Here is a 23198-nt window from a genome sequence, read left to right as displayed (position 1 = left end):
TGCCCGGCTCGTGATATCGCTATCGTGCACGCATCGCCTCCTGTCACCTCTGGGCGATAGCGATTTCATCTTCCTTCTCAGCGTTGAGGACACCATGCACGCACCCCACCCCTTCTCGAGGCGGATCACCGCCTCGATCGCCGCTCTCGTCGCACTGCCCGTCCTGGCAGCCTCGACCCTGGTCGGCGGCGGCCCCGCGGCAGCCGCGGATCCTCCTCCCGCCCCCGCCGTCCTCTACACGTTCGATCGGAACCCCTCGGGATCCACCATTGCGAACGAGGGCTCGCTCGGCTCGGCCTTCGACGCCCGGGTCCGCAACGCCCCGTCGCTCGCCCGCGGCACCGGACCCGTGGCCGGCTCGGGAGCCTCCGGAGTCTTCCCCGGCGGCGCGCAGGGCTCATCGCAGGCCGCCGCCCCCTTTCTCGACATCCCGGCCGGACTCTTCGCCGACACCTCGGCGATGACCGTCTCGACCTGGGTGAAGTGGGACGGTGCGAACGCCGGACAGCTCCCCTGGTCGTACATCATCGGCAGCGACGCCCTCCCCCGCGACAACTGGGGGCTGTACCACGTGCCGAACGAGGGCGGGCAGTCGAAGGCGGCCGCCAACACCGGCACCGAGGTGAAGGCGGTGTCGTCGACTCCGCTGCCCACGAACACCTGGGCGCAGATCACCACGGTCGCCACGACCGACTCGGTGTTGTACTACATCAACGGCTCGCTCGTGCGGACGGAGGCGGTCGCACTCGACTTCGCGAAGCTCGCCTCGCCCTCCAGCACCCGCTCGGGCCTGATCGGCCGCGTGCCGTGGGCGGGGCCGTACGCCGCCTTCTTCGGCGGCCAGTTCGACGACTTCGCGATCTACCGCACCGCCCTGACCGCCGAGCAGGTCTCGGCCGCCTACCTCGAGGACGCCGGCGCGATCGTCTCGGTCGAGCGTCAGAGCTTCACCGCGTCCACCGCGGCGCAGGTCGCACCGACGCTGCCCGCGACCGTGAACGTCACCCGCGAGTCGGGACCGGCCACCGCGGCGATCTCGTGGGACGCCGTCCCCGCCTCCGCCTACGCCACCGCGGGCTCGACGTTCACCGTGAGGGGCACCGTCGCCGGCTGGTCGACGCCGTTCACCACGACCGTGACCGTCACGGCTCGGCCGCCCGAGCCGATCGCCGTCGACTTCTCGCAGGACACGGGCGAGTTCCGCGGAGGCGCCTCGGGCACTCTCTACGGCCTCGGCGACGAGGGATCGCCCACCCAGGCGCTCGTCAACGGCGCTGCCATGACCAACGTGTCGCAGAAGCCGCCGTTCGGCACGCAGCACCCGGGCGGCGACGCCTTCACCGTCGAGAAGACCTTCTTCGACAAGTACGGCGAGGACCTTTACCTCTACACGCAGGACTACTACCCCGACTGGCCCTACAACGGCGGGAGGCGGCCCGGTGACGACCGCAGCTACGTCCGCGACGCGAGCGGACGCCTGACCGACGACTTCACCACCGCCCCGAACGGCGTCTGGGACTACCTCGAGGTGCTCGAGATCGTGGTCGACGAGGTCGCCCGCGAGGCGGAGAACCCCGAGAAGTACGTCTTCATCCCGTTCAACGAGGTCGACCTCCAGTGGCTGAACTCGGACGACCTCTACAACCGCTTCATGCACGTCGGCAACCAGCCGGGCAGCTTCACCCCCGGCGGAGCGACGGACTGGGCGGCCGCCTGGAAGGTCATCACCGACACCTATGCGAAGCACGGCCTCGAGCGTCCACAGATCGCGGGGCCCGGAGACGCGGCGTGGCGCGGAGAGGGCAACATCACGACGTTCCTGAACATGGCTCGCGCGACCAGCACGGTGCCCGACATCTACGTCTGGCACGAGCTCCGCGGCTACCAGTGGCTGCCCGACCGCGCGTCCGACTTCCGCCGTTACGCCGCCGAGGTCGGCATCGCCGCCGCTGACATCCCCTCGATCAACATCACCGAGTGGGGTGCCAGCACCGACATGAGCTCGCCCGCCAATCTGCTGCGCTGGTTCGCCGGCTTCGAGGCGGCCAAGATCGACGCTCAGACCGCGTACTGGACGGCGTCGGGCACGCTCTCGGACAACCAGGCGAAGGTCAACGCCGCGAACGGCGGCTGGTGGCTCTTCAAGTGGTACGGCGACATGACCGGGTCGCGCACGGTCGCGGTCACCGCGAACCGCGAGAAGGCGATCGCCGCCGTCGATCGCGAGGCCGACCGCGCCCAGGTGATCGTCGCGGGGATCCCCGACGGTCGCGACGGCGCCCTGACCCTGAACGGACTGGACGCCGCGACCTTCGGTTCCTCCGTCGACGTCGAGGTCCGCGAGGCCGTCGTCAGCGGCACCGACGGCATCGCCGGGACCCCCCGGGTCGTCCTCGCCGACGACGCCGTCGCGGTGGCGAACGGCCGCATCGAGCTCCGGATCCCCTCCGCGAACTCCTCCAGCGCGTACCAGGTCGTCATCACCCCTGCTTCGACGCGCGATGTCGAGGCGGCGGCGGCCGAGCAGGGCGAGCGCCACGTGATCGAGGCGGAGGCCACTCGCCTCACCGCCGCGGCCGTGCGCACTCCCGACGGCTACCGGGCCTCCGCCGATCGCGACGTCTCGGGCTTCGCCTCCGCGGGCTCGCGCGCCGACTGGTCGGTGACCGTGCAGGAGGCGGGCCTCTACCGCCTGCAGATCGTCGGAGCGACTCCCGGCACGGCCGCGCAGCACGCGGTCTTCGTCGACGACGCCTTCTCGACCCTCGTGCAGTACGGGGCGAACGCGATCAAGCCGGGCAACGTCCGCACCGTCGCCCGGGGCAGTGCGGAGGTGTACGTCGCCCTGAGCGCCGGCACCCACACGGTCGGGCTCCGCACCAGCCAGGACGGCACCACCCTCTTGCCCGGAGCCGGCGTCGGTGGCGGCGTGACGCTCGATCGCCTCGAGCTCCTGCGCGTCGGCGACACCACGAGCACCGAGTCCGTCGAGTACCCGGCGACGACCTTCCGTCTGATCGACGGAGCGACGCTCTCTGGCGGGCGGCTCTCGCTCGAGGCCGGCGAGCGCGCCGATCTCTACCCGTCGACGTTCGAGTCGGGCTACTACGACCTCGTCGTCGACTGGGACGGCGCCGCAGGAGCGCAGCTGACCGTCGACGTGAACGGTCGCCGTGCGGCGGCGTTCACCCCGCAGGCCGGCGCCTCCACTGTCCGCGTCCACCTGCCCGAGGGCATCTCGGAGGTCGAGCTCGCCGGCACCGGTGCCCGCGTCGGTTCGGTCGCGACGACGCGCGCCGTCGAGGGCGATGCCAGCATCGTCCGCGTCCAGGCCGAGGATCTCGCCACCACCGACCTCGACGGCACCGCGGAAGTCTCGGGCTTCGGCGGTGCGCTCACCAACGGCTCCGGGACCGGGTACGTGACGGGTCTCGGCATCACCGACGCGGACCCGGCGAACGAGGGCACGCTCACCGTCCCCCGGCTCCCCGGCTTCGACGAGGCCGGCGCCTACGACGCGATCGTGCACTACTCGAACGACGACATCGAGGGCACCCACGACTACAACCCGCAGGTCGTCGATCTCGGGCTGCAGGCCGAGGAGGAGGGGACCGCGGGTCTGGTGGGTCGCACGACCTTCCGGTACACCTACTCCTCCACCAACTTCTGGGAGGCCGTCCTGCCCCTGGACCTCGCGACCGACTCCGGTCCGGTGACCTTCGGCAACACCCGATCGACGCTGTTCATCGACGAGGGGCCCACGGGCAGCACGAGCGACGACACGGTCCTGCCGGGCTACGCGATCGCGCCGGACGTCGACTGGATCGACTTCGCACCGTTCGTCCTCGACGAGCAGGAGGCCGCGCTGAAGGTGGTCAGCACCGCCACCGCGCGCTGCATCGCCGGCAAGCCGGTCGTGACCGTCACCTCCGTGAACCAGGACTCTGTGCCCGTGAGCGTGGCCATGACCCTGGGGACGACCACGAAGTCGTTCGCCTCCGTCGCGTCGGGCAAGGCCGCGACGCACGCGTTCACCACTCGCCAGCCGGTGCTGCCGGCCGGCGAGGTGTTGATCGCGGTGGCCCGAGCGGGAGGCGGCGCCGGAGCGCACATCCAGACGGTGGTGCCCCCCGGCATCACCTGCCGGTAGGCACGGGAGCGCCCTCTCCTGACGACGAGGACCTCCCGGTTGAGCGGTTGCTCGATCTGACGCAGTGGTCCGCCGGCGTGGACAACTTTGTCGCCCCGTACATCCAGGGCACGTTGCCGGAGTGGCAGGCCGCGATCGACGCCGGCTCCGCCCCCGCAACGGTCGCGTGTGCATTCCAGTCGGTGCCGCCGCATGCGCGGCCGCCATCCAGAAGGTGAACGAAGACATCCAGGACCACGACCTGAGCGGCGCCGAAGGGACATGCTTCCGCTCCTACGTCATCACCAATCAGGCGGTGCCCGTCGTCTGCTGAGTCCACCGTTCAGTGGCGCTGGTCACCTCGGCGGCTACCCGCGAAACCGTATGCTCGAGGGGATGAATCATGACGAACCACGCTGGGCACCCTGAAGTCGGTACCGTCATTCATCAGAGAGTCGCGCTCATCGGGCTCGGCGTGATGGGGATCATCACCATGGTCTCGGTCGTCGTCGGACTCATCGATTCGACCCCTTCACGACCCTGGCTGTCGTTCGTGCTGACGATCGTCGTCGCCGCTCTCGCGCTTGGCCTTCTGCCGCGAATGCGCGCATGGCGCACGATTCCGTGGGTGTCGCTCGCCATGGTGGCCGTCATCGCCGGGGGCTTCATCACCTCCTCCTCCGCCCTCATCGGGCTCGGTGCGCTCCTGTTCGTCATCACGGCCAGCGTCCACGAAGCACGCACCCGGCGATCGACCGACACCGGCCGCTGACACCATCGCCGCGATGGCGAGTGCCTCGCCGGCACCCGCCATCAGGCGCGGGATCGCGTGCAACTTGCTCTCGACGAGGTGCACGACGCTCGGGAGGTGAGCTGCTCGTCGCCATGACGGGAGCCGGGCGACCCCCGCCGCCGCCGTCCTCCACGCCATCACCCGTGGGACCTGGACAGTGTCAGCCGAGCCGGAGGCGGCCGCCGGTCACGCCGTCAGCGCGACCGCCGTCCACGACACGGCCGGGAGCGTCAGCGTCAGCACGCCGTCTGCGAGCGCTGCCGGCATCTCTCGCAGCCGCACGCGGTCCTGGTCGTCGCGGGTGTTCTTCGCGTAGGGGTCCTCGTCGAAGAGGGCCACCGCCTCCGCGACGGTGCCGACTCCGAGCCCGCTGACGTCGACCGTCACCTCGAGTGCGTCGGTGGTCGAGCGGTTCACGAGGAACACCGCCGCCCGGCCCTCGTCGACGGTGGCGACGGAGTCGACCAGCGGCGCGTCGCCGTGGCGGGCCGTCGCGTAGGTGCCCACCTCGATCCGCGGCTTCAGCACCGAGCCGGAGGCGAGGCGCGCAGTGGTCGAGAACGGGAAGAAGGTGGTCTGGCGCCACGCGGCGCCTCCCGGCTCCGTCATGATCGGCGCGATCACGTTGACGAGCTGCGCGAGGGAGGCGGAGGTGACCCGGTCCGAGTTCTTCAGCAGCGTGATCATCAGGTTGCCCAGCACGACGGCGTCGGCGACCGAGTAGACGTCCTCGAGCAGGCGCGGGGCGTAAGCCCATTCGCGCGTGCTCTGGTCACCCTCGGCGTCGGCCTTCTCCTGTGCGTTCCACTCGCTGAGGTACCAGACGTTCCACTCGTCGAACGAGAGCTTGATGTCCTTCGTCTTCTTGAGCTTGAACTTCACGTGGTCGACGGTCGCCGCGACCGTCGCGATGAAGTACTCCATGTCGAGCGAGGAGGCGAGGAACGAGCCGAGATCGCCGTCGTGCTCCTCGTAGTAGGCGTGGCACGACACGTACTCGACGTCGTCGTAGGTGTGCTCGAGTACCACGCGCTCCCACTCCCCGAAGGTCGGCATCGACGAGCCGGACGAGCCGCAGACGACCAGCTCGAGCGACGGGTCGGCGATCTTGAGGGCCTTGGCGGTGCGGGACGCGAGCTTCCCGTAGTCGTCGGCGCTCATGTGGCCGACCTGCCAGGGCCCGTCCATTTCGTTACCGAGGCACCACATGCGGATGCCGTACGGTTCGGTCCCGCCGTTGGCGATGCGCTGGTCGGCGAGAGCGGTGCCGGCGGGTCCGTTGGCGTACTCGAGCACGTCGAGCGCCTCGAGCACCCCGCGGGTGCCGAGGTTGACGGCGTACATGATCTCGCTGCCGGTCAGTGCCGCCCACTTCGCGAAGTCGTCGAGGCCCACCTCGTTGGTCTCGAGCGAGTGCCAGGCGAGGTCGCGGCGGCGGGGGCGCTCGGATCGCGGTCCGACTCCGTCCTCCCAGCGGTAGCCCGAGACGAAGTTGCCGCCGGGGTAGCGGATCGTGGTGGCGCCGAGCTCCTTGACCAGCTCGACCACGTCGAGGCGGAAGCCGTCCTCGTTCGCGGTGGCGTGGCCGGGCTCGTAGATCCCGTCGTAGACGCAGCGGCCGAGGTGCTCGACGAACGAGCCGAAGATCCGCGGGTTGACGGGGGCGACGATCGCGGAGGGATCGAGCGTGATCCGGGCCGAGGTGGTGGAGGGGACGGCGCGGGGAGCGTCGGTCATGACTGGGCCTTTCTGAGGCGGTGACGGGCCCCTCCTGTTCTGGAGGGGAGGGGTGCTCTGGTGGGTGCGGTGGTCATTTGACTGAGCCGATGGAGAGTCCGCCCTGCCAGTACTTCTGCAGGGTGAGGAAGGAGACGATCAGCGGGATGACCGAGATCAGGGCGCCGACGATCACGAGGTTCCAGAGCGACTGGCCGCCGGTGTTGACGGAGGCCTGCGTCTGCCAGGTACCCAGTCCCACCGTGACGGGGAACAGCTGGGAGTTGGAGAGCATCACCAGCGGCAGGAAGTAGTTGTTCCAGGTCCCCACGACCGAGAGCAGCAGTACCGTGACCAGCGCCGGGCGCAGCAGCGGGAGGGCGACGCGGAAGAAGACCGTGATCTCGCCCGCCCCGTCCATCCGCGCCGCGTCGAGCATCTCCTCGGGCACCGCGTCCTGCGTGTAGACGCGCATCAGGTAGACCGCGAACGGGTTCAGCATCGAGGGCAGGATGACGGCCCACATCGTGTTGGTGAGCTGGGCGGCGCTGAACATCACGAACAGCGGGATGACCAGCGCGGTCGCGGGGACCATCACGGACCCGAGCACCAGCGAGAAGAAGGCGTTGCGGCCCTTGAAGGCGTAGGCCGCGAAGCCGTAGCCCGCGAGCACCGACAGCACCGTAGCCCCGAGACCCCCGGCGAAGGCGTAGAGGAAGGAGTTGCCGAGCCACTTCCAGTAGAGCCCGTTGGAGTAGGTGAACAGCGAGCCGATGTTCGTGAAGAACTCGAACGAGTCGCCGAACCACAGTGGGCTGACGGTGCCCGAGAAGAGGCCGACCTGGTCCTTCGTGGAGGCCACGACGAGCCACCAGAAGGGCAGCGCGAAGTAGACGACGAAGGCCAGCAGGATCACGTGCGGGAGCAGCTGGCGGCCGCCGCGGCGGCTGCGGGCGCGGAGGGCGTCCTCGCGTCGCTGGACCCGGCCGGCCCTTTTCGGGGCGAGTTCGAGAGTGCTCATGAGAGTCCGTTCCTCCTCTTGGTGGCCATCAGGAACAGGTACGAGCCGATGAACACCACGAGGCCCAGCGCGAACGAGATCGCGGAGGCGTAGTTGAACTGGTTGTAGGAGAAGGCGAGCGTGTACGCGTAGATGTTCGGCGTGTAGGACGCGTCGATCGAGCCGGACGCCAGCGAGCGCAGGATCTGCGGCTCGGTGAAGAACTGGAGGGTGCCGATCAGGGCGAAGACGAGGATCAGCACCATCGAGGAGGAGATCATCGGGATCTTGATCCGCAGCGCCGTCTGGATCGCACTCGCGCCGTCGAGACGGGCGGCTTCGTAGACGGCGGGGTCGATGCCCTGGAGGGCCGCGTAGATGATGATCATGTAGTAGCCCGCCCACTGCCAGGTGACCACGTTGACGAGGCTGCCGAAGATCGAGTCCTTGCCGAGCAGGTTGGGGGCGTCGAGGCCGAACCAGCCGAACACCTCCGAGGCGGGGCCGAACGACGGGCTGTAGAGGAAGCCCCACATCAGCGCGCCGATCACGGCGGGCACTGCGTACGGCACGAAGATCATCAGTCGGGCGAAGCGCGAGAACCGTGAGGTCAGCGCATCCAGCACCAGCGCTGCGATCAGCGAGACCAGCATCTGGATGGGGATCAGGATCAGCGCGAACCGGACCACCAGCCCGACGCCCTCGAGGAAGAGCGGATCCGAGAAGGCCTTCGCGTAGTTCGCGAACCAGACCCATTCATTGCCGGTCGCGACGGTCTTGTTCTGCAGGCTCAGGATGAACGAGTAGATCAGCGGAGTGATCAGGAAGACGACGAGGAAGACGCCGAACGGCGCGACGAAGACCCAGCCCCAGCGGGCGCGGCGCGCGGCGACGACTCCGGTGCGGGGCTTCTTCGAGGGGCGTTCTGCGGTGGCGGCGGGTGCGGGGACGACGAGGTTCGACATGGGTGCTCCTTCGAGACGGGGCGGCCGCCGCCCGGGTGGACGGCGGCCGCCGGTCGTCAACCGACCGTGTAGCCCTGGCCGGCGGCGTAGTCGCTGACCGCGGTCTGGTAGGTCGCGAGCGCGTCCTCCACGCTCGACTCTCCGCTGTTGACCGCATTCACGGCCTCGGTCAGCTTGTCGTAGGCGAAGTTCTGGAACGGCGAGACCTGGAAGCCCTGGTACTCCGTCGCGGCGGTGAGGAAGACGTCCTTGTTGATCTGCTGACCGCCGAAGAAGTCGTACTCGAGGTTCGCGAAGTAGTCCGACTCGAGGATCGGCTTCCAGAGCGGGAACAGCGCGCCCTTCTCGATGCCGATCTTCCAGGCCTCCTCGGTGCCGAAGATCTCCTTGGCGACGGTCGCAGCCGCTTCCTTGTCGGCGGCCTGCGCGGTGACGGCGAACGCGGATCCGCCGATGTTGATCTGGGTCGGCTCCTCGCCCTCCCACTGGGGGACGGGGGCGGCGCGCCAGACGGCGTCGGGGTCGGCGCCCTCGAAGCCCTGGAGGTAGCCGGGCAGCCAGGCCGCGGCGATGACCGAGGCGTAGGTGCCGTCGACGAGGTGGGTGTTGTAGTCGGTGGTCGAGCTGTCCTCGGTGCCGACGAGGCCCTCGCTGACCAGGTCGTTCCAGTAGGTCATGACCTTCGCGCTGGCGTCGTCGTCGAGATCGATCGTGACGTCGGTGCCGTCGACGGTGTACGGCACCGAACCGGCCTGCGCGAAGAGCGCCTGCTGGTAGGCGCGGCCGTTGCCTGCGTAGTCGGTCATGAGGGTGGTGGAGCCGGCGTCCTTGAGCGCCTGCGCGGCGGCGGCGTACTCCTCCCAGGTGGTGGGCACGGGGATGCCGTACTGGTCGAGGATGTCCTGGCGGTAGAGCATGCCGACCGGGCCGCCGTCGACCGGGATCGCGTAGGTGGCGTCTCCGCTGGAGACGTCGGCCCAGGCTCCCTCGGAGTAGTTCTGCTGCACGTCACCCGCGCCGTACTCGGTGAGGTCGACCAGCGCGTCCTGCGGGATGTAGCTCTGCACGACCTCGCTCTCGAGCATGACGACGTCGGGGGCCCCCGAGCCGGCCTGCACGGCGGTGGTGAGCTTGGTGTACTCGTCGTTGCCGGCGCCGGCGTTGCTCCAGCAGATCTGGACGTCGTCGTGGCTGTTGTTGAACAGGTCGACCACGCCCTCGAACTCGGGGTACCAGGCCCACATTGTGACGACCTTCGCGTCCGGATTCACGACCGTGTTCTCGCAGCTCGCGGCCTCGCTCCCGGCGGAGCAGCCGGTGAGAGCAGCGGCGGAGGCGCAGACGGCCACCCCCGCGGCCAGCAGTCTCGTCGAATGACGCGTCATTGCGTTTCCTTTCGGATGCGGCCGTCGTCGGCCGGAGGAGGAGTCCCACGCGGGGAGCGGGGAGGTTCAGCAGCGCGTCTCCACCATTTCTACAACGATGGAGACAACGTTGTAGAGACGATGATGCGCAGTCGCCGCGGCGCTGTCAAGAGCTGCTCGCGAGCTGTGGGAGGCGTCCACTCAGCCGGTCGTGCTCCAGTGGCGGGGTGGGAAAGATCGACGCGTGCCGCCTCCTCGCCGACCGGGTGGAGGCGCTCGCCGCCTCAGAACCCGCACCCCGTGCACTGATCCGCGATCTGGCGCGCGATGTCGCGGGGATCCGCGGCGGGCTGCTCGGCCCCCTCGATCTGCTCGGCGGCGGGCGCAATCGGATCCGCGGCCGCGGCTTCGCCGAGTCCTACGACGACGACACTCGAGGCCAGTCGAGGCACTTCGCGGGTGTGGCCGGGGCGACGCTCTACCTCGGCGGCACGCTGGCCCACCTGCTGCTGCGCACGGCGGGCGGCGACCGCGCGGGCAGCGCCGACGACCGGCTCACGCGGCGGGCCGTCGAGTGGAGCCGGCTGCTGCGGCGCGGGCGGCTCCCGGTGAGCGAGGCGGGGGAGTGGATCCGCCGCGAGATCTGCGCCTGACCGCAGCCGGTCAGCCGGCCCGACGGGCGGCGCTCGACTCGCGGGGCACCACCGTGAAGGCGGCGGTGCGCAGGCCGTGTGGAGTCGTGTCGGTGCCGTCGATGCGCGCCTTCAGCACATCGACGGCCGCCTGCGCGATCTCCTCCCGTCCGGGATCGATCGAGGACAGGCTCGGCACGGAGTAGCGCGACTCGTCGATGTCGTCGAAACCGATGACGGCGACGTCGCCCGGGACGTCGAGCCCGGCGTCCTGGAGCGTCCTGACGGCGCCGAGAGCGAGGGTGTCGTTGAAGGCGAAGACCGCGTCGAAGTCGACTCGCGACTCGATGATGCCCCGCATGGCGACTGCTCCGTTGAGGCGGTGCCAGGGTCCGGAGTGGCCGATCAGCCGCTCGTCGTAGGGAACGCCCGCCGCCTCCAGCGCCTCGCGGTAGCCCTGTGTGCGCAGCACGGCCGAGCCGATCTCCTCGCCCGCGTGGGCTCCGAGCGCGACGATGCGCCGGCGTCCGCTCTCGAGCAGGTGCGCGGTCGCGGCGCGCGCGGCCTCGACGTTCTGCATCGTGACGTGATCGACGCGCTCGGTGAAGATGCGCTCACCGAGCAGGACGAGCGGGTAGTCGACCGCGAGGGCCGGTTCGTCGGTCATGTCGATGCCGAGCGGGCTGAACAGCAGCCCGTCGGTGAGCTGCCGGCGCGGTGAGCTGAGGACGCTGCGCTCGCGGGCGGGGTCGCCCCCCGTCTGCTCGATCAGCACCGTCAGTCCGCGCCGGTCGGCTGCGCGCATCACGCTGTCGGCGAGCTCGGCGAAGTAGGCGAGACTCAGCTCGGGCAGGGCCAGGCCGATCACCCCGGTGCGGCCGCGGCGCAGGCTCCGGGCCGAGAGGTTGGGGCTGTAGCCGAGCTCGGCGATCGCGGCCTCGACCCGCTCGCGCGTGGCAGGGCGGATGTGCGGGTAGTCGTTGATGACGTTCGAGACCGTCTTGATCGACACTCCGGACGCGCGCGCGACGTCGTGCAACGTGACCGCCATCGGTCCTCCTCCGCTCGGGGTCAACCTACAACGTTGTACCACTGCCCGCACGGCACGTCGGACATCTGGCGGAACGCGATGTCGCGACCGGTTCGACGGCCGGTGGTCGACCGGGGCCCGCCGAGACGCGCCGTCGTCGCCCGGCGTTCCCGACCCGGAGTGCAGCTCTCTCCTCCGTCGGTCCTCCCCGGCAGGGGACACTGCTCGCCACCCGCTAGTCCTGAGGACCTCCTGGCGAGAATCGGAGAAGCGCTTCCGTCGGTCCAGAATGCCGAGCACGAGGCGCGGCCGATCGGCTTTCGCGCGGCTTCTCGGGTCTTCTTCTGTGCTTCTCGTCCGTCATGGCGTCCTCTCGTTCTCTCTCTGTCGTCATCTCGTTCCGAGTAGGGAAACTGACGAAGACTCAGCCTGACTGGGGTGAGAGGCGAGTGGAGGGGAATATCCATATGGTCGAACGCGACCGTTCTGCACGGCACGACCGTTCTGCACGAGGCGACAGTTCTGCTCAGCGCGATGAGGACATTCCCGGATGGATGACCCGGACGGGCTGGCGACTCGTCCAACCGGCGGGCTCGAAAGCGAATGTCGAGACGCTGAGATTCCCCGAGGTCGAAGTGACTCGGCTCTGGTAGACCCGCGGTGGTCTTCGTCGCCCGCCGCTCACCGGGGACCGCTCCCGCGATTGCGTGGTCGTCGTCTGCGTCGATGGGGAGCTGCGTCTCTCGGCGGGAGGAACGGTCTCCACGCTCGGCCGCGGCGACGTGTTCACAGGCCGTCGCGAGCAGCTGACCGAGGTGATGACGGAGTCGGTGATGGGCGCGCACGTTGAGTTTCGCTTCGCGCCTGCTGATGCGATGCTGACGCGCGGTGCGCGCCCGTTCCTCCGGTCTCGGGTGGGTGGGCACCGTGCGTCTCCTGACCGCCGCCGCCCTCCGACCGCGCAGCCCGAACAGGCGCGGCCGCAGGGCGGCGGTGCGGCACTCAGGTGTACCAGCTGGGCTCCGGAACGGTGTCGAGCAGTGCGAAGACGCCGACCTCGCGGCGCTTGTACGGCAGCGGGTCGTGGAGGGAGTGGGTGCGCAGGTTGCGCCAGTAGAGGTCGAGTCCCACCGTGGAGGCGGTGGCGCGGGCTCCCGTCAGCTCGAAGACGCGGGTCGCGGTCGCCAGGCCGTCCTCGACGATGCGGGCCTTGGCTGCGGCGATGCGCACCGCGATCTCGCCGCGGCGCCGCGGTGTCAGCTCCTCGCGCGGAGCGTGCAGCACCGCCGAGAGCTCGGCTCCCGTCGCGTCGATGAGGGCCTCATCGGCCCAGAGCCGCGACTGCAGATCGCCGTAGCCCTCGAGCACGTACCACTCCTCGCTCGCGCTCTGCTTGTCGTCGCCGCCGTAGGGCCAGGGTCGTGTCCGCTCCCGCGTGTACTGCGCGGCGCGCTCGAGCGCGCCCTGCGCGATGCCGAGGTAGAACTCGGCGAAGATCTGCTGGATCGTCGGCACGTTGAGGGTGTTGTAGACGAGCGGCTGGTACACACGGTCGACGAACCCTGCCGCCGCCGCCCACGGCACGCGCACACCGCGGATCTCGACCGAGCCGGACTCGGTGAGCCGCTGGCCGAGGCTGTCCCAGTCGTGGCCGAAGACGATGCCCGCCTGGTCGGTCGGCACGATCGCGAAGACGTGGGTGTCCGTGCCCTCGAGGACGCCTTCGAGAACGGTGAGGTCGCTGACGACACCGCCGGTCGAGAATGATTTGCGGCCGGTGAACACCAGCTCGTCGCCCTCCTCCCGCACCGTCAGGTCGGAGTCCCGCGGATTCACGGCGCCGCCGTAGAGGAGGTTCCCCTCGGTGGCGAGCTGCTCGACCGCGGCGATCTGCTCGGCGGTCCCGACCAGCCGCGCCGCCCAGGCCCAGAGGTAGTGGTAGCCGAGCAGCTGGCCTATCGAGCCGTCGGCGCGGGCGATGGTGCGGATGACGCGGAGGGCGGTCGTCCACTCCTGCGCGCCTCCGCCGTGCTCGGCCGGGCCGAGCAGGGTGACGAGGCCCGCGGCTTTGAGCAGGGCGACCTCTGCGGTGGGGGCGGCACCTGCGCGATCGCGCTCGAGTGCGTCGCCAGCCAGCGCGGCGGCGACCTCCTCGGCGCGGGTCAGCCACTCCTGGGGTGTGGCCGGTCGGGGAGCTGCCGACCAGCGGTCGATCGGCGCGGCTGTCGTGGGGGCCGGTGCGGTGATGGTCACGGTGTCCTCGTCTCTCTCGGGCGGGTCTGCAGAGACTGTGCCAGCCGCCGCAGGCGGGAGTGAGGACCGTGTCGCAGCGTGACCCTGTGCGTCTCCGGATGACTCCCGATCCCGTTCGGCGACTCGATTTTGACAATCGTTATCAATAGTCGCTACCGTGATGCCACCTCGACCGTCCTGCCCCGGACTCAGATTGGCTCCCCGTGAAGACCCGCACCCTCTCCGCCGCCGCCCTGCTCGGCGCCGCATCCCTCCTCCTGAGCGCCTGCTCCGGCACCTCCTCCGGCGCTCTCGCCTCCGACGCCGCCACGACCGGAGGCGCCGTCGAGGTCGTCGCGTCGACCAATGTCTACGGCGACCTCGTCAGCGCGATCGGCGGTGACCTCGTCGACGTGACGAGCATCATCGACAGCCCCGACAAGGACCCGCACGAGTACGAGGCGACCGCCCGCGACCAGCTCGCCGTCTCGAACGCCGCGCTCGTCGTCGAGAACGGCGGAGGCTACGACTCGTTCATCGACACGATGCTCGACGCGGCCTCGTCCGAGGCGCCCGTCGTCACCGCGACCGTGGTCGCAGGCCTCGAGGAGGAGCACGACCAGGCCGCGGCCTCCAGCGACGAGAGCCACGAGCACGCCGAGTTCAACGAGCACGTCTGGTACGACCTCTCGGCCGTCCGCACGATCGCCGGGACGATCGGCGACGAGCTGTCGAGCATCGACCCCGGCAACGCGTCCACCTACTCCTCCAACGTCGCCGCACTCGACAGCAGCCTCGACGCGCTCATCGCGCGCGAGGGTGAACTGAAGGGCACGCTCTCCGGCCGCTCCATCGCGATCACCGAGCCCGTCCCCCTCTATATGACCACCGCACTCGGACTCACCAATGCGACTCCGGAGGCGTTCAGCGAGGCGGTCGAGGAGGGCACCGACGTCCCCGCGACCACGCTGCAGGAGACGCTCGCCCTCTTCTCGGACAAGACCGTCGACGCGCTCGTCTACAACGAGCAGACCGAGGGCGCTCAGACGGACGCCGTGCTCGACGCGGCGAAGGCGGCAGGCATCCCGGCGGTCGGCGTCACCGAGACGCTGCCCGACGGCGACGACTACGTCGGCTGGATGACCGCCAACCTCGACGCCATCGAGGGAGCCCTCGCCCCGTGACCGGCGACTCCCCGATCGGCGCCGGCTCGATCGGCGCCGACCCGATCGGACCCGTCTCCTCGGAGGCGGGCCCTTCGGCGTCGGTGCTGCGGCTCCGCGGCGCCGGGCTCCGCTTCGGCGGCCGCGAGCTCTGGAGCGGCGTCGACCTGGATGTCCGCGCCGGCGAGTTCGTCGCAGTGCTGGGGGCGAACGGCTCCGGCAAGACCAGTCTTCTGCGTGCGGTGCTCGGCCAGCAGCCGCTCAGCACGGGCGAGCTGCACGTGCTCGGTGCTCCGGTGCACCGCGGCAACCGGCGCATCGGCTACATCCCGCAGCAGAAGCTCGCCGACGAGGGGACTCCGCTGCGCGCCCGCGACCTGCTCGGGCTCGGGATCGACGGCCACCGCTTCGGCCTCCCGCTGCCCTCCCGCTCGCGCCGGGCGGCCGTCGACGCCCTGCTCGAGGCCGTCGGCGCCACCTCGTTCGCCGACGCCCCGATCGGCAGCCTGTCCGGAGGCGAGCAGCAGCGCGTCCGCGTCGGCCAGGCGCTCGCGGGCGATCCGGCGCTCCTGCTCTGCGACGAGCCGCTGATCGCGCTCGACCTCGCGCATCAGCGGGCGGTCAGCGAGCTGATCGATCGGCACCGCCGCGAGCGGAACCTCGGCGTCCTCTTCGTCACGCACGACGTGAATCCGGTGCTCGGCATGGTGGACCGGGTGCTCTACCTCGCGGGAGGCCGGTTCCGCATCGGCACGCCCGACGAGGTGCTGCGCTCGGAGGTGCTCAGCGAGCTCTACGACGCGCCGGTCGACGTGATCCGCGCCAGAGGCCGGGTCATCGTGGTCGGCGCCCCCGACCACTCGCACGTGCACGAGGAGGTGCCGTCGTGACCGATGTCTGGTCGCAGATCTTCGACTTCTCGGACTACGGGGCGCTGCTCTCGCTGCTGATCAACTCGGTGATCGCCGGAGCGGTGCTCGGCGTGGTCGGCGGCTTGATCGGGGTCTTCGTGATGTCGCGCGACATGGCCTTCGCGGTGCACGGCATCAGCGAGCTCTCGTTCGCGGGCGCCTCCGCGGGGCTGCTGCTCGGCGTCGGCGTCGTGGAGGGATCGGTCATCGGCTCGCTGATCGCCGCCGTGCTGATCGGGCTGCTCGGCTCGCGGGCCCGCGACCGCAACTCGATCATCGCCGTGCTGATGCCGTTCGGGCTCGGCATCGGCATCCTCTGCCTGGCGCTGTACCCGGGGCGCAGCGCGAACAAATTCGGCCTGCTCACTGGGCAGATCGTCGCGGTCGACGACCCGCAGCTCGGCTGGCTGGTCGCGATCTCGGTGGTGGTCGTGATCGGTCTCGCGCTGATCTGGCGCCCGCTCACCTTCGCGAGCGTCGACGCCGATGTGGCCGCCGCGCGCGGCATCCCGACCCGCGCACTCTCGATCGCGTTCATGCTGCTGCTGGGTCTCGCGGTCGCCGTCTCGGTGCAGATCGTCGGCTCGCTCCTGGTGCTGGCGATCCTGGTGACGCCGGCGGCGGCGGCGCTGCGCCTCTCGGCCTCACCGGTGGTCGTGCCGCTGCTGAGCGTGCTCTTCGCGGTGGGCGCGCTGGTGGGCGGCATCCTGCTCGCGCTCGGCGGCTCCATCCCCATCAGCCCGTACGTGACGACGATCTCGTTCGCGATCTACGCGGTGTGCCGGACCATCGGGCGCCAGGGCGTCCGGAGCCGTTCCCGGCTCGCCGTCGACGGGGCGCGGTAGCGTGGCCCGGGTCGTCCGGAGTGGAGGTGGTCCTGTGGTCAAGCGCAACACGTGGCAGCGCGAGGCGGTGCGCGAGGCGCTCGGGCGCCGCGAGGACTTCGTCAGCGCCCAGGGTCTGCACAGCGCGCTGCACGCCTCCGGCTCGCCGATCGGGCTCGCGACCGTCTACCGCGCCCTCTCCGACCTGGCCGTCGAAGGCGAGGCCGACTCGCTCCAGTCGCCCGAGGGCGAGAGCCTCTACCGCGCGTGCACGCCGGGTACGCACCACCACCACCTGATCTGCCGGCGCTGCGGGCTGACGGTCGAGATCGCCGCCGACGAGGTCGAGACCTGGGCGCGCTCGGTCGCGGCGCAGAACGGCTTCACGGACGCGCACCACGTCGTGGACGTGTTCGGACTCTGCATGAGCTGCACCGCGGAGCTCGCTGAGGCGTGAACGCCGAGAGGCCGAGCGAGGCCTCCTGCGACCGGGCGGTCAGGCGGGCAGGAACACGCCGATCGAGCGGTCCTTGACGACCGATCCTGCCGGCAGTACCCGCCCGCTCATCGCGAGGTAGGCGCCAGGGGGCAGCAGCTGCACGGCGGCCACGGCCGTCCCGAGGTTGAAGGCCGCGTCGCTGTCGAGCATCCGGGCGGGCTGCATGGCTCCGGTGAACACGACGACCCGGTCGTGCACGGCCCCGAGGGCCTCGGCGGTCGTCGTCATCGTGTCGGTGCCGTGGGTGACGACGATGCGGTCTTCCTCGGCCGAGAGCACCCGCTCCCGGATCAGCGCGCGGTCGTGGTCGTCGAGGTCGAGGCTGTCCTTGGTCAGGATCGACTCGACGCGGAACTCGAGGGACGTCAGCACCGGAGCGAGCAGCCGCGGCACGGTGGTCGCCCCGATCTCGAGCTCGCCCGCGAGCGAGTACTGCTTGTCGACGGTGCCGCCCGTGGTGAGGACGAGGATGCGGTCAGTCACCCGTTCAGACTAGGCGGGCCGCTCGGCACATTCGTGCGCTCTCGACGCTCGACCCGGCGACGTCGGCCAGGATCGGGAACGATGGAGGTCATGCGAAACTCTTCCCCGTCCCTCTTCCGCACCGGCGCCAAGGTGCTCCTCGGCTCCGCTCTCGTCTTCGCCGGGGTGAGCCACCTCACCCGCAAGAGGGAGGAGTTCCAGGCGCAGGTGCCGGAGTGGGTGCCGCTCGACAAGGACGCGGTCGTGCTGGCCTCGGGTGTGGTCGAGATCGGGCTCGGCGCCTCCCTTGTGCTGGCGCGCCGACGGGCGCCGCTGGTCGGAGCCGCGGCCGCCGCCTTCTTCACCGCGGTCTTCCCCGGCAACATCTCGCAGTGGCTGACCCGCACGAGCGCCTTCGGCCTCGACACCGACCGCAAGCGCGCCGTCCGCCTGGCCTTCCAGCCGCTTCTGGTGGCGTGGGCGCTCTGGTCGACGCGGCGTCCGCAGAGCTGATCCCTGCTCGGAGGGGCGTGGAACGTCGGTTGAGAGCTCGTGTCGACCACCATGCTGGGTCGCAGCCGGTTCCCTTCACCGACGAGCCGGATCAAGCGCTCGCCTCGCTGCGGCGCCTGCTGCCCACCGGCGCACCCTGGGCGATCCCGGGCCACGGCGCGCCCTGGAGCGGTGGTATCCCAGCGTCGGTCGAGCGCGTCCGATCAGGAGGCGGGCACCAGGCCCCAGCGTGCGGAGAGGATCTCGAGCCCTGTGTCGAACGTCGTCGCCCAAGCGGTGACGTCGTGCGCGCTGTCGGGCACTTCGAGGTACGTGGTGTCCATCCCCGCCGCCTTCGCCGCGGCCGCCACGGTCTTCGCGCCCGGCAGGAACGTCTCGTCGTTCGCGCCGACTCCGAAGATCGCGACCGTCCCCGTGAAGGGTGCGTTCTTCGCGAGCAGGTTCACCGGCTTGGCGGCCTCGTAGGCCGCCGCGTCCCCGCCGAAGCCCCGAGCGATGGTGTCCGCATCGCTGCCGAGGGTCGGCGCCAGCTCCCCCGAGGCGTCGATGATGTTGCCGAAGAGCGTCGGGAAGCCGGCACCCAGCTGGATTGCGCAGGTGCCCCCCTCCGACAAGCCTCCGATCGCCCAGTGCTGCGCGTCGCCGAGCACCGGGAGGTTGGCGCGGATCCAGTTCGGCACGTCGACCGTGAGGTAGGTGGCGGACCTCCCCAGCGACGAATCGACGCACATCGGGTTCTTGTCCGGGTCGCCGAGTTGATCAGGTGACACGACGATCGGCGAGAGGCCCGCATGCGCGGCGGCGTAGGCGTCGAGCGTCTGCTGAAGCCTCTCGGTCGAGAGCGGGTCGGAGGGGGAGCCCGGCTGCCCAGACAGCATCACCATCACCGGCAGGAGGGGAGGCGCGGCGGTCAGAGCGGCCGGCGGGAGATAGACCACGGCGTCCCGCGCGGCGAAGCCGGAGGCGGTCGGAGGAATGGTCACGGTCGACACGGTGCCGACGGCGGGCATTCCTTCGGGAGCTGTCCACGTGGCCAGGTCGGAGTGCGGACCGCTCGCTGCGGCCACTGGGTCGGCCGAATCGGAGTAGGCGCTGATGCCGAGCGCGCTGCGCACCGTGGGGTACTGGCCGAAGTCGATGTTGACGGTCATGGCTGCGACTGCGATCACGAGCACCGCGACTCCGAGCGAGGCGAGGGCTCTGCGCAACCGCTTCCGTCCCGCCGCGTCGACGAGCACGACCGCCGCGACGCCGAGCCCGCCGAGTCCGAGCCCGATCCAGAGTCGCGTGATCGGGGTGAAGTCGACGCCGAAGGGTCCATCAGGGCCGTCGACGAGCGCGCCGAGCGCGACTCCGCCGAGAAGACCCAGAATCAGGACGGCGAGCGCGACGGCGAGCGCGGCGCGGCGCGGTCGTCCGGGCGGGTGGGCGCGGAGGTGGGTCGCGACGAGGACGAGCAGGGCCGAAGCCGACAACAGATACACGACGACGACGAGCGGGCCGGAGACGAGGCTCAAGTCGAGGAGAGGGGTCATGCATCTATCCGGTCGGCGTACGTCGGGCGAGCGTCAGTCTGGCTCCGATCTCTGGGGGAAGACTGGGGAGCCGGTGGTGATCCTCCTCCCCAAGAACCTGATGCTCGAGCACTCCACAGATCGCGCGCAACCCCGCGCGGTTCGGCGGTCCACGCACCTAGCGTGGGAGTCCGACGCATCCCGCGCCCCCACGAAGGAGCCCGCCCCATGACGCAGAACCGCCGCACCACCGCCCCCGAGGTCCGCGCATGAGCCGCGGGGTCGCCGTCGTCACCGGAGGCACGGCCGGGCTCGGGCGCGCGACGGTGCGCGAGCTGGCCGCCCGCGGCTGGGACATCGCGGTGCTGGCGCGCGGCGAGGATGCGCTCGCCGCCACCGTCGCCGAGATCGAGCAGTCGGGGCGCCGCGGTCTGGGCATCCCAACCGACGTCGCCGATCGCGAGGCCGTCGAGTCGGCGGCCGACCGGGTCGAGACCGAGCTGGGTCCGATCGAGCTGTGGGTCAACGACGCGATGGTGGGTGTCTTCGGCGAGTTCCTCTCGACCGAGCCGGCAGACTTCGAGCGCGCCGTGGCCGTCAACTTCTTCGGCTTCGTCAACGGCACCCGCGCGGCGCTCTCACGGATGACCCCGCGCGACCGCGGGCACGTCATCCAGGTGGGCTCCGCGCTGGCGCACCGGGGCATCCCGCTGCAGGCGGCCTACTGCGCCTCCAAGTTCGGCGCTCGCGGCTTCACCGAGGCCGTCACCGCCGAGCTGCTGCACGCGAAGAGCCGCGTGCATCTCTCCGAGGTCGATATGCCGGCGCTCAACACTATCCAGTTCAACTGGGTGAAGTCGCAGCTGCCGCACCACCCGCAGCCGGTTCCGCCGATCTACGAGCCCGAGGTGGGCGCGATCGCGATCGCCGACGTGGCCGACAAGCCGCGCCGGCGCACCTGGGTCGGCGAGCCGACCGCGGGGACGATCCTCGGCGACCGCTTCGCCGGGCGCTTCATGGACTGGTACCTCGCCCGGAGCGCCTTCGACGGCCAGCAGGCGCCGGACAAGACCGAGCCGATGCTCCCGAACAACGTCTACGGGCCCGTCCCCGGCGATCACGGCGCCCGCGGCCTCTTCAGCGACCGCGCGCACACGATGACGCCGCAGATCTGGATGATCCGGCACCGCGCCCTGAGCTACGCGGGAGCAGCTGCCGCCGTCGCGGCCGGAGCCGTCGGCGTCGTGTCGGCCCTGCGGAGGAAGTGACCGTGGTCGACGCGGTCGTCGTCGGAGCGGGCCCCAACGGGCTCGCCGCTGCCGTCACGCTCGCCAGGGCCGGGCTGTCGGTCACGGTCCTCGAGCGCAACAGCACCATCGGCGGCGGCGCGCGAACGGCCGAGCTGACGCTCCCGGGGTTTCACCACGATGTCTGCTCGGCGGTGCACCCGATGGCGCTCGCCTCCGGGTTCTTCCGTGCCTTCGGGCTCGACCGGCGCATCGAGCTGGTCGTCCCCGAGATCTCCTACGCGCATCCGCTCGACGGCGGACGCGCCGGTATCGCCTACCGCGACCTCGATCGGACGGCCGAGGCACTGGGCCGCGACGGAGCCGCATGGCGCGCGCTGATGGGGCCGCTCGCCGAGCGGGCCGACCGCGTCTCGGGCTTCACCAACGATGCTCTGCTGCGGATCCCGACGGATCCGAGCGTGCTGCTCCGCTTCGGCCTGCGGGTGCTCGAGCAGGGCACTCCGGTCTGGAACCTGCGCTTCCGCGAGGACGTCGCCCCAGCGATGTTCTCGGGGGTCGCGGCCCACTCGATCCGCCCGATGCCCAGCCCGTCGACGGCCGCCGCTGCTCTGGCGCTCGGCGCCTACGCCCACGCGCGCGGCTGGCCGGTGCCGATCGGCGGCAGCCAGGCGATCGTCGACGCGCTCGCCGACGACCTCCGCGCGCACGGCGGCACCATCGAGACCGGCGTCGAGGTCACCTCGCTCGCTCAGCTGCCTCCCGCGCGAGCGGTCCTCGTCGACGGCACTCCCACCGCTCTCCTCGCCCTGGCGGGGGAACGCCTGCCCGCGGCCTACGCCGCCGTGCTGCAGCGGTTCCGCTACGGCAACGGCGTCGCGAAGGTCGACTTCGCCCTCGACGGGCCGGTGCCGTGGACCAACCCCGAACTCGCCCGGGCAGGAACCCTGCACGTCGGAGGCAGCCGCGCCGAGATCGCGGCGGCCGAGCGCGACGTGGTCAGGGGCCGGCACAGCCGCAGCCCCTACGTCCTGGTCGCGCAACCCTCGATCGCCGATCCGACCAGGGCGCCCGAGGGCAAGCACGTGCTCTGGGCCTACACGCACGTCCCGCGCCACTCGCCCGCCGACCAGCAGGAGGCGATCACCGCGCAGATCGAGCGCTTCGCGCCGGGGTTCCGCGACCGCGTGCTCGCCGCCTCCTCGATGACGGCCCGCGACATGCAGGCCTACAACCCCAACTACCTCGGCGGCGACATCGCGGCCGGATCGGCGAGCGTCGTGCAGCTTCTCGCGCGGCCCGTACCCGCACCCGACCCGTGGCGGACCCCGGCGAAGGGCCTCTACCTCTGCTCCTCGTCCACTCCGCCCGGTCCCGGCGTGCACGGGATGGCCGGCTGGCACGCCGCCCGGAGCGCCCTACGGCACGAGTTCGGGGTGCGCGAGGCCCCCGACCTCTCGCCCGAGGCGCGCGGAGGCTGAGACTCCGCCGTCCTCCGCCCGTCCTCTTCTCGCGCAGCCCGGAGACGGGAGCACCGCTCGACCACGGCTGCCACCACCGTCACGACACGAAGGAGCCCGCGATGTCCCGCAACACCCGCGTCTTCCACTGCCCGCCCGAGTCCGTCTTCGCGGTTCTCGCCTCCGGATGGCTCTTTCCCAGCTGGGTCGTCGGGGCGTCGCGGATGAGGCGGGTCGACGCCGACTTCCCGCACGTGGGCAGTCGGCTGCACCACTCCTTCGGGCTGTGGCCACTCGTGATCGACGACCGCACCACGGTGCTCGAGTGGGATCCGCCTCGCCGGATGATCATCCAGGCCGCCGGCTGGCCGATGGGAGAGGCGCGGGTGCGCCTCGAGGTGGAGCCGCACCCCCGCGGTGCGAAGGTGCGCATCCACGAGGCGGCCGTGAAGGGGCCGGGCACGCTCGTCCCCCGCCCGCTGCTGCACGCCGGGCTGTGGCTCCGCAACATCGAGACGCTGCGCCGGCTGGCGCACATGGCCGAGGCGGGAGCCGCCGGCCGCACGCTCGCGCCGGCCGCGCTGCCCACACCGAAGGACCGGGCCGGGCTCGGCACTCCGAAGCACGTCGCAGCGCGGCTACTCGGCACCCTGGCCTCGGTGGCCGTGGGATCGCTCGCGATCCGGGGAGCACTCGCGGCCGTGCGCCGTGCCCGGAGCTGACCGGCCCCGCCCCGCCGCTGCC

19 protein-coding genes are annotated in these 23198 nt (G+C 70.7%); 11 read left to right on the top strand and 8 right to left on the bottom strand.

Going from position 1 to position 23198, the window contains the following annotated elements; genetic code table 11:
- The first annotated feature begins 94 nt into the window (after nucleotides 1-94).
- Together GSU10_RS13645 and GSU10_RS13640 are read left to right on the top strand one after the other, a co-directional pair.
- Complete coding sequence (locus tag GSU10_RS13645; RefSeq protein ID WP_132505056.1) at nucleotides 95-4150, top strand: LamG-like jellyroll fold domain-containing protein; 4056 nt, start codon at nucleotides 95-97, stop codon at nucleotides 4148-4150.
- A gap of 382 nt (nucleotides 4151-4532) precedes the next feature.
- Nucleotides 4533-4901: a hypothetical protein gene (locus GSU10_RS13640; RefSeq protein ID WP_068211283.1), complete on the top strand. Its 369-nt coding sequence runs from the start codon at nucleotides 4533-4535 to the stop codon at nucleotides 4899-4901.
- A gap of 207 nt (nucleotides 4902-5108) precedes the next feature.
- Here GSU10_RS13640 and arfA read toward each other — a convergent pair whose 3' ends face one another.
- From arfA to GSU10_RS13620, 4 genes are all read right to left on the bottom strand, one after another.
- Nucleotides 5109-6659 (bottom strand): arabinosylfuranosidase ArfA, encoded by a 1551-nt coding sequence (gene arfA / locus GSU10_RS13635; RefSeq protein ID WP_068211281.1) that lies wholly within the window; start codon nucleotides 6657-6659, stop codon nucleotides 5109-5111.
- A gap of 73 nt (nucleotides 6660-6732) precedes the next feature.
- Complete coding sequence (locus GSU10_RS13630) at nucleotides 6733-7659, bottom strand: carbohydrate ABC transporter permease (protein WP_082845147.1); 927 nt, start codon at nucleotides 7657-7659, stop codon at nucleotides 6733-6735.
- Nucleotides 7656-8603 carry a carbohydrate ABC transporter permease gene (locus tag GSU10_RS13625; protein WP_068211277.1) on the bottom strand — a complete coding sequence of 316 codons (948 nt, stop codon included), beginning with the start codon at nucleotides 8601-8603 and terminating at the stop codon, nucleotides 7656-7658. Before GSU10_RS13625 ends, GSU10_RS13630 begins: the two co-directional genes overlap by 4 nt.
- A gap of 56 nt (nucleotides 8604-8659) precedes the next feature.
- Complete coding sequence (locus tag GSU10_RS13620) at nucleotides 8660-9988, bottom strand: ABC transporter substrate-binding protein (protein ID WP_132505054.1); 1329 nt, start codon at nucleotides 9986-9988, stop codon at nucleotides 8660-8662.
- A gap of 206 nt (nucleotides 9989-10194) precedes the next feature.
- Between GSU10_RS13620 and GSU10_RS13615 the strand changes: the two genes are divergently transcribed.
- The gene (locus tag GSU10_RS13615; RefSeq protein ID WP_132505052.1) at nucleotides 10195-10620 is read left to right on the top strand and encodes a hypothetical protein; all 426 of its coding nucleotides are present in this window, start codon (nucleotides 10195-10197) and stop codon (nucleotides 10618-10620) included.
- Nucleotides 10621-10630: 10 nt separating this feature from the next.
- On the opposite strand, the gene GSU10_RS13610 is transcribed toward GSU10_RS13615, so the two are convergent.
- Together GSU10_RS13610 and GSU10_RS13605 are read right to left on the bottom strand one after the other, a co-directional pair.
- Nucleotides 10631-11650 (bottom strand): LacI family DNA-binding transcriptional regulator, encoded by a 1020-nt coding sequence (locus tag GSU10_RS13610; RefSeq protein WP_068211840.1) that lies wholly within the window; start codon nucleotides 11648-11650, stop codon nucleotides 10631-10633.
- A 981-nt stretch (nucleotides 11651-12631) separates the two neighbouring features.
- The gene (locus GSU10_RS13605) at nucleotides 12632-13882 is read right to left on the bottom strand and encodes an acyl-CoA dehydrogenase family protein (RefSeq protein WP_236713636.1); all 1251 of its coding nucleotides are present in this window, start codon (nucleotides 13880-13882) and stop codon (nucleotides 12632-12634) included.
- A 203-nt stretch (nucleotides 13883-14085) separates the two neighbouring features.
- Here GSU10_RS13605 and GSU10_RS13600 point away from each other — a divergent pair, with 203 nt between their 5' ends.
- From GSU10_RS13600 to GSU10_RS13585, 4 genes are read left to right on the top strand one after another with little or no spacing between them, the layout of a single operon-like run.
- Nucleotides 14086-15045, top strand: coding sequence for a metal ABC transporter solute-binding protein, Zn/Mn family (locus GSU10_RS13600; RefSeq protein ID WP_068211839.1), 960 nt, complete (start codon nucleotides 14086-14088; stop codon nucleotides 15043-15045).
- 44 nt (nucleotides 15046-15089) lie between these two features.
- Nucleotides 15090-15914 (top strand): metal ABC transporter ATP-binding protein, encoded by an 825-nt coding sequence (locus GSU10_RS13595; protein ID WP_068211837.1) that lies wholly within the window; start codon nucleotides 15090-15092, stop codon nucleotides 15912-15914.
- Complete coding sequence (locus GSU10_RS13590) at nucleotides 15911-16780, top strand: metal ABC transporter permease (protein WP_068211835.1); 870 nt, start codon at nucleotides 15911-15913, stop codon at nucleotides 16778-16780. Before GSU10_RS13595 ends, GSU10_RS13590 begins: the two co-directional genes overlap by 4 nt.
- A 34-nt stretch (nucleotides 16781-16814) precedes the next feature.
- A complete protein-coding gene (locus tag GSU10_RS13585; RefSeq protein WP_068211833.1) occupies nucleotides 16815-17216 on the top strand; it encodes a Fur family transcriptional regulator in 402 nt (133 codons plus the stop codon).
- A 39-nt stretch (nucleotides 17217-17255) separates the two neighbouring features.
- Here GSU10_RS13585 and GSU10_RS13580 read toward each other — a convergent pair whose 3' ends face one another.
- Nucleotides 17256-17741, bottom strand: coding sequence for an asparaginase domain-containing protein (locus GSU10_RS13580; RefSeq protein WP_068211831.1), 486 nt, complete (start codon nucleotides 17739-17741; stop codon nucleotides 17256-17258).
- A 90-nt stretch (nucleotides 17742-17831) separates the two neighbouring features.
- On the opposite strand from GSU10_RS13580, the gene GSU10_RS13575 reads away from it, so the two are divergent.
- On the top strand, nucleotides 17832-18233 hold the full coding sequence (locus tag GSU10_RS13575) for a DoxX family protein (protein WP_236713634.1): 402 nt from the start codon (nucleotides 17832-17834) through the stop codon (nucleotides 18231-18233).
- Nucleotides 18234-18436: 203 nt separating this feature from the next.
- Here GSU10_RS13575 and GSU10_RS13570 read toward each other — a convergent pair whose 3' ends face one another.
- Nucleotides 18437-19768: an alpha/beta hydrolase gene (locus tag GSU10_RS13570; protein WP_068211827.1), complete on the bottom strand. Its 1332-nt coding sequence runs from the start codon at nucleotides 19766-19768 to the stop codon at nucleotides 18437-18439.
- A 248-nt stretch (nucleotides 19769-20016) separates the two neighbouring features.
- Here GSU10_RS13570 and GSU10_RS13565 point away from each other — a divergent pair, with 248 nt between their 5' ends.
- From GSU10_RS13565 to GSU10_RS13555, 3 genes are all read left to right on the top strand, one after another.
- Nucleotides 20017-21015 (top strand): SDR family oxidoreductase, encoded by a 999-nt coding sequence (locus GSU10_RS13565; protein ID WP_068211825.1) that lies wholly within the window; start codon nucleotides 20017-20019, stop codon nucleotides 21013-21015.
- 2 nt (nucleotides 21016-21017) lie between these two features.
- On the top strand, nucleotides 21018-22475 hold the full coding sequence (locus GSU10_RS13560) for a phytoene desaturase family protein (RefSeq protein ID WP_413784036.1): 1458 nt from the start codon (nucleotides 21018-21020) through the stop codon (nucleotides 22473-22475).
- A gap of 101 nt (nucleotides 22476-22576) precedes the next feature.
- A complete protein-coding gene (locus tag GSU10_RS13555; RefSeq protein WP_132505050.1) occupies nucleotides 22577-23176 on the top strand; it encodes an SRPBCC family protein in 600 nt (199 codons plus the stop codon).
- The last annotated feature ends 22 nt before the right edge of the window (nucleotides 23177-23198 follow it).

Origin of the sequence: Rathayibacter tanaceti (assembly GCF_009834165.1) — a bacterium.
In the GTDB taxonomy this organism is placed as follows: domain Bacteria; phylum Actinomycetota; class Actinomycetes; order Actinomycetales; family Microbacteriaceae; genus Rathayibacter; species Rathayibacter tanaceti.
The sequence above is the reverse complement of the archived record's forward strand: the minus strand, read 5'-3'. Positions and strand labels throughout refer to the sequence as shown.

What these genes read in the sequence shown, in the direction of transcription:
- GSU10_RS13645 (WP_132505056.1), top strand. Translation starts at nt 95, where the DNA reads ATGCACGCACCCCACCCCTTCTCGAGGCGGATCACCGCCTCGATCGCC.
- GSU10_RS13640 (WP_068211283.1), top strand. Translation starts at nt 4,533, where the DNA reads ATGACGAACCACGCTGGGCACCCTGAAGTCGGTACCGTCATTCATCAG.
- arfA (WP_068211281.1), bottom strand. Translation starts at nt 6,659, where the DNA reads ATGACCGACGCTCCCCGCGCCGTCCCCTCCACCACCTCGGCCCGGATC.
- GSU10_RS13630 (WP_082845147.1), bottom strand. Translation starts at nt 7,659, where the DNA reads ATGAGCACTCTCGAACTCGCCCCGAAAAGGGCCGGCCGGGTCCAGCGA.
- GSU10_RS13625 (WP_068211277.1), bottom strand. Translation starts at nt 8,603, where the DNA reads ATGTCGAACCTCGTCGTCCCCGCACCCGCCGCCACCGCAGAACGCCCC.
- GSU10_RS13620 (WP_132505054.1), bottom strand. Translation starts at nt 9,988, where the DNA reads ATGACGCGTCATTCGACGAGACTGCTGGCCGCGGGGGTGGCCGTCTGC.
- GSU10_RS13610 (WP_068211840.1), bottom strand. Translation starts at nt 11,650, where the DNA reads ATGGCGGTCACGTTGCACGACGTCGCGCGCGCGTCCGGAGTGTCGATC.
- GSU10_RS13575 (WP_236713634.1), top strand. Translation starts at nt 17,832, where the DNA reads ATGCGAAACTCTTCCCCGTCCCTCTTCCGCACCGGCGCCAAGGTGCTC.
- GSU10_RS13570 (WP_068211827.1), bottom strand. Translation starts at nt 19,768, where the DNA reads ATGACCCCTCTCCTCGACTTGAGCCTCGTCTCCGGCCCGCTCGTCGTC.
- GSU10_RS13565 (WP_068211825.1), top strand. Translation starts at nt 20,017, where the DNA reads ATGAGCCGCGGGGTCGCCGTCGTCACCGGAGGCACGGCCGGGCTCGGG.
- GSU10_RS13555 (WP_132505050.1), top strand. Translation starts at nt 22,577, where the DNA reads ATGTCCCGCAACACCCGCGTCTTCCACTGCCCGCCCGAGTCCGTCTTC.